At 71.6% G+C, this 9,621-nt stretch carries 7 protein-coding genes; 3 read left to right on the top strand and 4 right to left on the bottom strand.

Annotation, left to right across the window (positions count from 1 at the left end; all coding sequences use genetic code 11):
* From SSQG_RS12340 to SSQG_RS12330, 3 genes are all read left to right on the top strand, one after another.
* A partial coding sequence (locus tag SSQG_RS12340; RefSeq protein ID WP_063749159.1) for an ROK family protein occupies window positions 1-1,094 on the top strand: 1,094 nt, incomplete at its 5' end.
* A 405-nt stretch (window positions 1,095-1,499) separates the two neighbouring features.
* Complete coding sequence (gene ppdK / locus SSQG_RS12335) at window positions 1,500-4,247, top strand: pyruvate, phosphate dikinase (RefSeq protein ID WP_003990088.1); 2,748 nt, start codon at window positions 1,500-1,502, stop codon at window positions 4,245-4,247.
* 283 nt (window positions 4,248-4,530) lie between these two features.
* Window positions 4,531-5,859, top strand: a complete 1,329-nt coding sequence (locus SSQG_RS12330; protein ID WP_003990086.1) for an erythromycin esterase family protein — start codon at window positions 4,531-4,533, stop codon at window positions 5,857-5,859.
* A gap of 7 nt (window positions 5,860-5,866) precedes the next feature.
* On the opposite strand, the gene SSQG_RS12325 is transcribed toward SSQG_RS12330, so the two are convergent.
* The 4 genes from SSQG_RS12325 to SSQG_RS12310 form a co-directional block, all read right to left on the bottom strand.
* On the bottom strand, window positions 5,867-6,775 hold the full coding sequence (locus SSQG_RS12325; protein WP_003990085.1) for a serine hydrolase domain-containing protein: 909 nt from the start codon (window positions 6,773-6,775) through the stop codon (window positions 5,867-5,869).
* 295 nt (window positions 6,776-7,070) lie between these two features.
* Entirely contained in the window at window positions 7,071-7,589 is a 519-nt protein-coding gene (locus tag SSQG_RS12320; RefSeq protein WP_003990084.1) for an NUDIX hydrolase, read from the bottom strand.
* Window positions 7,590-7,681: 92 nt separating this feature from the next.
* Complete coding sequence (locus SSQG_RS12315; RefSeq protein ID WP_039935007.1) at window positions 7,682-8,182, bottom strand: excalibur calcium-binding domain-containing protein; 501 nt, start codon at window positions 8,180-8,182, stop codon at window positions 7,682-7,684.
* A gap of 109 nt (window positions 8,183-8,291) precedes the next feature.
* Window positions 8,292-9,449, bottom strand: coding sequence for an alkaline phosphatase PhoX (locus SSQG_RS12310; RefSeq protein ID WP_003990082.1), 1,158 nt, complete (start codon window positions 9,447-9,449; stop codon window positions 8,292-8,294).
* Window positions 9,450-9,621 lie beyond the last annotated feature (172 nt).

Here is a 9,621-nt window from a genome sequence, read left to right as displayed (position 1 = left end):
CGGTCGGGCAGCGTCTGGACCGGCTCTTCCGCGCGGGCTGGCTGCGCGAGGGCGCCGGGGGGCCGGTGGACTCCCCGCTGGGCGGACGCCCCTCCATCACCCTGGAGTTCGACGACGAGCACGCGGTGGTCCTGGCCGCCGACCTCGACACCCGGCACGCGCGGGCGGCCGTGCTGTCGCTGTCCGGCGAGATCCTCGCGGAGCACTCCGGCACCCTCGTCGTGGAGGACGGGCCGGACGCCGTGCTCGGCGAGCTCGGCCGCTGGTTCGCGGAGCTGCTGGAGAAGGCCGGACACGGGGCGGAGACGGTGTGCGGCGTCGGGCTCGCGGTGCCCGGCCCGGTCGACACCGAGACCGGCCGTGTCGTCCAGCCGCCGATCATGCCCGGCTGGGACGGCTACGACATACGGGTCCGGCTGGCCCGGGCGCTCACCGAGCACGCCGGCGCCGATCCCGTGCCGGTGCTGGTGGACAACGACGCCAACCTCATGGCGTACGGAGAACAGCGCACCGGGTACCCCGACTGCTCCGCCTTCGTGCTGGTGAAGGTCTCCACCGGCATCGGCGCCGGGGTCGTGGTCGGCGGCTCGGTCTTCCGGGGCATCGACGGCGGGGCCGGGGACATCGGGCACATCCGGGTGCCGGAGGGCGCCGAGGCGCTGTGCCGGTGCGGTTCGTACGGCTGTCTGGCCGCCGTCGCGAGCGGTGGCGCGGTGGCCCGGCGCCTCGCGGAGGCCGGGGTGCCGGCGGCCTCCGGCTCGGACGTGCGGGACCTGCTGGCGTCCGGGCATCCCGAGGCGGTCGGTCTGGCCCGGGAGGCCGGGCGCCGGGTCGGGGACGTGCTGGCGACCGTCGTGACCCTGCTCAACCCCGGGGTGCTGATGATCGCCGGGGATCTGGCCGGAACTCCCTTCCTCACCGGTGTGCGCGAACTGCTCTACCAGCGGGCGCTGCCCCGCTCCACCGCCCACCTGGACGTCGTGACGTCCCGGCTGGGCGAGCGAGCCGGGCTGGTGGGAGCCGGTGCGATGGTCGTGGAGCATCTCTACGCCCCGGAACGGGTCGAGGAGCGGCTGCGCGCGCTCGGGGTGTGACACGGATATTTCGGTCGCGCGACACGTCCGCATGGTGAAACCCGCCGAGCTGTGGCAGCGTGATTCTCGCCACCCCTGATAAGGGTTGCGCTCAGATGAGCGGATCTTGAGCGACTGCACTTCTCCAAAGGGTGGCACTGAGTGCCATCGTTTGATCGTTCATCGAGCGAAATCAAGCGTGCGGTATCACCGCTCAGATGAGCGCTCAGAGGGGTTGAGAGAGGTTCTTGCGTTCAAGAAGTGAAAACATACGCCCGTGATCGCTTGCCGAGCCTTGACTTTCGATCCGCTGGCGGACGAGTGGTTACAGGCGCATGACGCACGAGTGGACGTACCCAGACGCCTTTGATCTGGGTATGTTCCTCGCCGTCAGGGCAGCCACCGCGTCCTCGAGGAGTCGAGACCGTGTCGGAAAACAAAGATCTCCCGGTAGCCGAGCAGGCCGCGAGCGTTGAGGGCGTGAAGTTCGTCTACGACTTCACCGAGGGCAACAAGGACCTCAAGGACCTCCTCGGTGGCAAGGGCGCGAACCTCGCCGAGATGACGAACCTCGGTCTTCCCGTCCCGCCCGGCTTCACGATCACCACCGAGGCCTGCAAGGTCTACCTCGACAGCGGCGAGGAGCCGGCGGCACTGCGTGACGAGGTGAGTGCCCACCTCGACGCCCTCGAGGCCCGCATGGGCAAGAAGCTCGGCCAGGCCGACGACCCGCTGCTGGTGTCGGTGCGCTCGGGCGCCAAGTTCTCCATGCCCGGCATGATGGACACCGTCCTCAACATCGGCCTCTCCGACAAGTCGGTCCAGGGCCTCGCCAAGCAGGCCGGCGACGACCGGTTCGCGTGGGACTCCTACCGCCGCCTCATCCAGATGTTCGGCAAGACCGTCCTCGGCGTCGACGGCGAGCTCTTCGAGGACGCGCTGGAGGCGGCGAAGGCGGCCAAGAAGGTCACGGTCGACACCGAGCTGGAGGCCGCCGACCTCAAGAAGCTCGTCACCAAGTTCAAGAAGATCGTCAAGACCGAGGCCGGCCGGGACTTCCCGCAGAGCCCGCGCGAGCAGATGGACCTCGCCATCCACGCGGTCTTCGACTCCTGGAACACCGACCGGGCCAAGCTCTACCGCCGCCAGGAGCGCATCCCGCACGACCTGGGCACGGCCGTCAACGTCTGTTCCATGGTCTTCGGCAACCTCGGCCCCGACTCCGGCACCGGCGTCGCCTTCACCCGCGACCCCGCCAGCGGCCAACAGGGCGTCTACGGCGACTACCTGCAGAACGCGCAGGGCGAGGACGTCGTCGCGGGCATCCGCAACACCGTGCCGCTCGCCGAGCTGGAGCGGATCGACAAGAAGTCGTACGACCAGCTGATGCAGATCATGGAGACGCTGGAGAACCACTACAAGGATCTCTGCGACATCGAGTTCACCATCGAGCGCGGTGTGCTCTGGATGCTCCAGACCCGCGTCGGCAAGCGCACCGCGGGCGCGGCCTTCCGGATCGCGACCCAGCTGGTGGACCAGGGCCTGATCGACGAGGCCGAGGCGCTCACCCGCGTCAACGGCGCCCAGCTCGCGCAGCTGATGTTCCCGCGCTTCGACGACAGCGCGAAGGTCGAGCAGGTCGGCCGGGGCATCGCCGCCTCGCCGGGCGCGGCCGTCGGCAAGGCCGTGTTCGACTCCTACACGGCCGTGAAGTGGTCCCGTTCCGGCGAGAAGGTCATCCTCATCCGCCGCGAGACCAACCCCGACGACCTGGACGGCATGATCGCCGCCGAGGGCATCCTGACCTCGCGCGGCGGCAAGACCTCCCACGCGGCCGTCGTCGCCCGCGGCATGGGCAAGACCTGTGTCTGCGGCGCCGAGGAGCTTGAGGTCGACACCAAGCGCCGCCGGATGACCGTCCCGGGCGGGCACGTCGTCGAGGAGGGCGACGTCGTCTCCATCGACGGCTCCTCCGGCAAGGTGTACCTCGGTGAGGTACCGGTCGTGCCGTCGCCGGTCGTGGAGTACTTCGAGGGCCGGATGCACCCGGGCGCCGACGACGCCGACGAGCTGGTCGAGGCCGTCCACCGGATGATGGCCTTCGCCGACCGCAAGCGCCGCCTGCGGGTGCGCGCCAACGCCGACAACGCCGAGGACGCGCTGCGCGCCCGCCGCTTCGGAGCCCAGGGCATCGGCCTGTGCCGCACCGAGCACATGTTCCTCGGCGACCGGCGCGAGCTGGTGGAGCGGCTGATCCTGGCCGACACGGACACCGAGCGCGAGGAGTCCCTCAAGCAGCTGCTCCCGCTGCAGAAGCAGGACTTCGTGCAGCTCTTCGAGTCGATGGACGGCCTCCCGGTCACCGTCCGCCTCCTGGACCCGCCGCTGCACGAGTTCCTCCCGGACATCACCGAGCTGTCCGTCCGCGTGGCCCTCGCCGAGTCCCGCCAGGAGCCGCACGAGAACGAACTGCGCCTGCTCCAGGCAGTCCACCGCCTGCACGAGCAGAACCCGATGCTGGGTCTGCGCGGTGTCCGTCTCGGCCTGGTCATCCCCGGCCTGTTCACCATGCAGGTCCGGGCGATCGCCGAGGCCGCGGCCGAGCGCAAGGCCGCCAAGGGCGACCCGCGCGCCGAGATCATGATCCCGCTCGTGGGCACCGTCCAGGAGCTGGAGATCGTGCGCGAGGAGGCCGACAAGGTCATCGCCGAGGTGGAGGCGGCCTCGGGCGCGCAGCTCAAGCTGTCCATCGGCACGATGATCGAGCTGCCGCGCGCCGCGCTGACCGCCGGTCAGATCGCCGAGGCGGCCCAGTTCTTCTCCTTCGGTACGAACGACCTGACCCAGACGGTGTGGGGCTTCAGCCGGGACGACGTGGAGGCGAGCTTCTTCACGGCGTACCTGGAGAAGGGCATCTTCGGCGTCTCCCCGTTCGAGACGATCGACAAGGACGGCGTCGGCTCCCTGGTGAAGCTGGCCGCCGAGGCCGGCCGCGAGACCCGCCCCGACCTCAAGCTCGGCGTCTGCGGCGAGCACGGCGGCGACCCCGAGTCGGTCCACTTCTTCCACGAGGTCGGACTCGACTACGTCTCCTGCTCCCCGTTCCGCATCCCGGTGGCCCGCCTGGAAGCGGGCCGGGCGGCGGTCCAGTCCCAGGGCAGCGACCACCGCTAGACCCGTGGCCCGCCCAGGGCCACGCGAGAACCCGGAGCCGTCGGCGGTCCCCGACCACCCTCACCGATCGCGGCGGCTCCGGCGTACGGAGGAGAACGGGGCGGCACCTTGTGCGGAGGTGCCGCCCCCGCGCCGTCGGGGCTTCCCTCGTGTAGATCCTCGACATCGAGCTTCAGACGGACGACTGACGTGCCCCCGGGCGCGTGCGTGCCGGACCACCCGTCCAGGTGAAGGTCCTGGCCTGCCCCGGCCCGGCTGACGAGGTCGGGGCACATATGCAGTCATGCCGCGCCCGCGCCCATGGACCTTCATCATTCTGGCGTCGATCCTGCTCGCCCCGGCCCCTGCCGCCGCCGCGGGGGACCCGGTCGTGCCCGTGCTGGAGCGGGCCGCGAGTCCGCTGCGTACCGCCGAGCCCGGCGGGGACACCGGGGACCTCCGCCCGGTCGGCAGGGCGGTCGGGGACGCGGTCGTGGTGGGGATGGGCGAGGCGACGCACGGCTCGCACGAGTTCCTCACCATGAAGGAACGGGTCTTCCGGTACCTGGTGGAGCGCCGGGGCTTTCGTACCTTCGCCCTGGAGACGGCCTGGAGCACCGGGGTGCGCCTCGACGACTACGTCGTGCACGGCAAGGGCGACCCGGAGCGCATCATGCGCGAGGACCTTCAGTACACCTACGCGCTGAACCCCACCGCCGAGAACCTGGCGCTGGTCGAGTGGATGCGGGACCACAACCGCCGCCACCCGGGGGACCCGGTCCGCTTCATGGGCGACGACTGGGGCTACACCGGCCCGGAGCTGTACGACCGGGTGACGGACTACGTGGCCCGGGTCCGCCCGGACCTCACGCCGCGCTTCGGGGAGCTGTACCGGGGGCTGCGGCCGAGCGCCCCCTCCGGCGAGTACCAGAAGGCGTACCTGGCCCGGCCGCTGGCCGAACGGCAGGAGATGGCGTCCCGGACCGGACGGGCACTGGCGCTGCTGAGGTCACTGGAGCCGCGTGGCGGGGCCGGGCGCCAGGGGTTCGCCGAGGTGCTGCGGCACGCCACGGTGATCGACCAGACGGCCACCGGCTACGGCTTCGACTTCGCGGATCCGCGGCAGCGCGCCGAGGCCATGCGCTGGCGGGACGAGGTCATGGCGGACAACGTCGTCTGGTGGCGTGAGCACACCGGGCACCGGATCCTGCTGTCCGGTCACAACAACCACGTCGGCTACGAGCCCGAGGACCCGCTGGTCCTGCCCAGGACTCAGGGCGCCGTCCTCCGGGACCGGCTCGGCGACGGCTACGTGAGCGTCGGACTCACCTTCGGCGCCGGCTCGTTCAAGGCCACCGACCCGGAGGAGGCGCACATGCTCACCCACACGGTCGACCCCGCCCCTCCCGGCAGCAACGAGCACACCCTGGACCAGGTCCGGCACGACCGCTACGTCCTGGACCTGCGGACCGCCCCGGGAGCGGCCCGCCCCTGGCTCGCCGTGGCCCGGCCCACCCGCAGTGTCGGCACCTCGTACCCGGAGGAGCGGAACTGGTACGACATCGCGCTGGGCCGCTGCTTCGACGTGCTCATCCATCAGGACCGGGTGCGGGCCGTGGACCTGCTGTCCTGAGCGGTCGTCACCGGCGGCACAGGAACCGGTCGATGAGCCCCTGCATGGCCTTCTCCGTGGTGAGGAGCCGGGTGTCGTCGGTGGTGCGGCCGTTGACCGTGAGGACCACCGACCGCCTCCCGTCGGCGCTGAAGCCCGTTCTGACGAAGGTGCCTTCCAAGTCGCCGTGATGGCCCCAGCGGCTGCCGCCACAGCTCAGCGGCTGCCGCATCAGGCCGAGGCCGTAGCGCATCCCGGGCGTGAACTCCTGGTGCTCCTCGTTGCTGGGGACGGTGGTGCGCATCGCGGCGAGCTCCCGGGGCGGCAGCAGTTCGCCGGTGAGCAGGGCCGTGAAGAACCGGTCCAGGTCGCGGGAGGTGGAGACCAGCGCTCCGGCGGGGCCGGCCCAGAACATGTTGCGGACGGTGGTGTCGGTGTAGCCACCGGATCCGGCGAACCGGTGGTAGGTGCGCGCGTAGGGCTTCGGCAGGTGCGGATCGTCCCCGGGGATCCGGGTGCCGCGCAGGCCGGCGCGGCGGACGATCCGGTCGTGCACCTCCACGGCCCAGGGGCGTCCCGTCACCCTCTCGATGACGGCGCCCAGGAGGAAGTAGCCGGTGTTGGAGTAGCTCCAGCGGGGCTCGGGGTCGCCGGGGTCGGCCGGAGGGAAGTCTGGGGCGTGCCGCAGCGCGGCGGTGACGATCCGCTCGGGGCTGATGTGGTCGAACCTGTGCCGCTCGAAGTCCGGGGCCGTCTTCCCCGTCAGCTCGGTGGAGTCGTAGTCGTACAGACCGCTGGTGTGCTGGAGCAGGTGCCGGAGAGTGATGCGGCTGCCGTCGTTGCCGTTGCCCTGGACGCGGCCGGGGAGCCAGTGCTCCACCGTGTCGTCGAGGGACAGCCGCCGCTCGGCGGCCAGGTGCAGCACCGTCGCCGCCACGAACGACTTCGTGACGCTGGCCGCGCGGAAGTGCGCGCTCTCGCGGCACGGGCCGGCCGGTGCCGGGAACGGTCTCTCCCCGCGCCCGCCTCGACGGCGTGCCGCCCGTCGCGCACGCGGACGTGCACGCTGACGGACCGGGCGGTCTCCAGGAGCGTGGCGGCCTCGCGCCGCACCTCCTCGGCGGTGACGGGACCCGTGGTGGTACCGGCCGACGGTGTGTGCAGGGCGAGGGACAGCGAGAGGGACAGCACGAGGGAAGCCAGGACGGCCACGGCCCGGCGGCGCGGCGCGGTCACCGGGGCAGTCCTTCCCGGAGGCACACGACGGTGCCGGTCAGCGCGGCGGTGTGCAGGGCGGTGAGGGCGGGCAGCCGGGGCGTCAGCTCGGTGGACTCCAGGTCGGCGAGGGCGAACAGGCCGTCGTCGTCGTGCTCCGCGCTGCGCCGGACGGACGGTGGGGCCGTGAGGCGGCCGGCGTAGAAGTAGAAGTCGATCACCGGGCCCGTGCCCTTCACGTCGGCCCGGTGGTCGTACCCGAGGAACCGGGGCGGACGGTCGAGCACGATGCCGGTCTCCTCGCACACCTCCCGGCACGCGGCGCCGACGGGATCCTCACCGTGGTCGAGCATCCCGCCCGGCAGCCCCCAGAGCCCGGCGCCCGGCTGGCCCTCGGCGTAGCGCAGCAGCAGGATCCGGTCCTCGGCGTCGAGAAACAGGACGCAGGACGCGACGATGGTCTGCGGCAGCGTCTTGACCCACTCGGCACGCGGCAGTACGGGCTGCGCGTCGGGGACGGGCACGGTCGTGTCCACGGTGGTGTTCCTTCCGTCGGCCGGGCAGCCCGGAACGAGCTGCCCAACCGGTGGAACGGCCGTGCGTGCCGATGGTCACCGACGCACCGGGGTCACGTGTCGCACGCGACCCCGTCGTTGTCACGGTCCAGGTGGGAGGCGTACCCGGGTTCGCCCCGGTGGATCGGGGCGGCGCCGGCGGCGCGGACCTCGCTGCAGTTGCCGTAGTAGACGTCCTGGGAGCCGCCCGAGCCGCTGTCGTCGGAGCCTGCGCCCCCGCCCCCGGCCGGCTGGGCCGTGACCGTGGTGGTGACCCTGACGGTCTTCGTGGCGGTCACGGTGGGAGCGGGCTCCGGCTCCTCGGCGGGCGGGGTCGCGGTGGCCGTGGTCGTCGCGGTGACCGTGACGGTCGGCCGCGGCTCGGCGGACGCGGGCTTCGCGTCGGCGGTGGTCTCCCCGCCGCCGGCGCCTATTCCGACGCCGAGGAACAGGGTCAGGCCCAGCACGGGCAGCACGTAGCGCTTCCGGGCCCAGCGCGGTGCCGGTCCGCCGGGCCGCGGCATGGGCGGCGCGGGGTACGGGCTGTTGTGCGGGCCGGTGTACGGATTGGTCATGGTCATCCCCCCAGAGGTGGTACGTGGAGGGATGACCGTAGGTCCGGGCGGCCCGGGATGAGGGAGAGGTGACCATTTTGTGATGGTCAGGTGAAGAGTGGGCGTGCGGTTACGAGCGGAACGGGCCCGTCACCTCGTACGTGATGCCGCCCGAGGAGCTGCCGGTGGTGCCGCGCTGGCTGGAGAAGTACAGGCGGGTGCCGTCCGGGGAGAACGCCGGGCCCGTGATCTCCGAGCCCGACTGGCCGTCGACGCGCAGGAACGAGGCGACGACGTCGTCCGGGGTGATGACGCAGATCTCCATGTTGCCGCCGTCCTCGGCGACGAAGAGGTCCCCGGAGGAGGCGCCGGTGATGTTGTCGACGCCGGTGAGGGGGGCCGTGCCGCCCACGAGGGAGTCGTCGTAGGCCAGTTCGTACGTGTTGTTCAGCAGGTTGACCTGCCAGACGCGGTTGTCGCCCTTGGTCGTGAACCACACGGTGTCGTTCGCGTAGTGGCAGCCCTCGCCGCCGTTGAAGGACTTCGAGCCGGAGACCTGCGAGCGGGTGGCCGTGGGGGAGCCGTCCGGGTCGGGAACGTCGGCCCAGGTGAAGGAGCCGCTCGTGGCGCTGCCCGCGACCATCACCTGGAGTGTGCCGGACGACAGGTCGCCCCAGGTGGCCGGGACGAAGCGGTAGAAGCGGCCGTCCGTCTCGTCCTCGGTCAGGTAGACCACCTTGCGCACCGGGTCGGCGGCCGCCGCCTCGTGCTTGAAGCGGCCCATCGCCGCGCGCTGCACCGCCGCGTTCGTGCCCCACGGGTCGGTCTCGTAGACGTAGCCGAGGGACACCTCCTCGCAGGACAGCCACGTGTTCCACGGCGTCTTGCCGCCGGCGCAGTTCTGGCGGGTGCCGGAGAGGATGCGGTACGCGCCGGTGATCGCGCCGGTCGAGGAGAACTTCACCGCGCTTGCGCCGCCCGACGGGTTGATCTCGGAGTTGGAGACGTAGATCCAGCCCGTGCCGTCGGCGTAACAGGCGCCGCCGTCCGGGGCGTTGTGCCAGGTGTACGACGTGCTGCCGACCCGCTGGCCCGACCGGGCGATCACCCGGCTCGTGAAACCGTTCGGGAGCCGGATGCCGTTGGCGTCCGGGGAGCCCAGCGCCCCGTAGGGGCCGGTGCCCGGCTGGGCGGGGGCCGCGTACGCGGCGCCGCGCCACAGGGTTCCGCCCAGCGCGGCCGAGGTGCCGCCGAGGACGGCCGCACGCAGAAGGCTACGACGTTCCACTCTCACTCCAGAGGTGCCGTACCGCCCCGCCGCCGGTCGACGGCAGGGTTGTGCGTGGGGGGAGGCGGAAACGACGCTAGGGGCGCATGGTTGACGGGCCATGGACAACTCATGGCCGGGGAACGGCAGGTCTCACGCGGGCAGCGCGGGCGCCTGCTGTCTCGGCCTCCTC

Origin of the sequence: Streptomyces viridochromogenes DSM 40736 (genome assembly GCF_000158955.1) — a bacterium.
Classification (GTDB): domain Bacteria; phylum Actinomycetota; class Actinomycetes; order Streptomycetales; family Streptomycetaceae; genus Streptomyces; species Streptomyces venetus.
Note: the sequence above shows the minus strand (reverse complement) of the source record. Positions and strands in the feature narration are given on the sequence as shown.

What these genes read in the sequence shown, in the direction of transcription:
- SSQG_RS12330 (WP_003990086.1), top strand. Translation starts at nt 4,531, where the DNA reads ATGCCGCGCCCGCGCCCATGGACCTTCATCATTCTGGCGTCGATCCTG.
- SSQG_RS12315 (WP_039935007.1), bottom strand. Translation starts at nt 8,182, where the DNA reads ATGACCAATCCGTACACCGGCCCGCACAACAGCCCGTACCCCGCGCCG.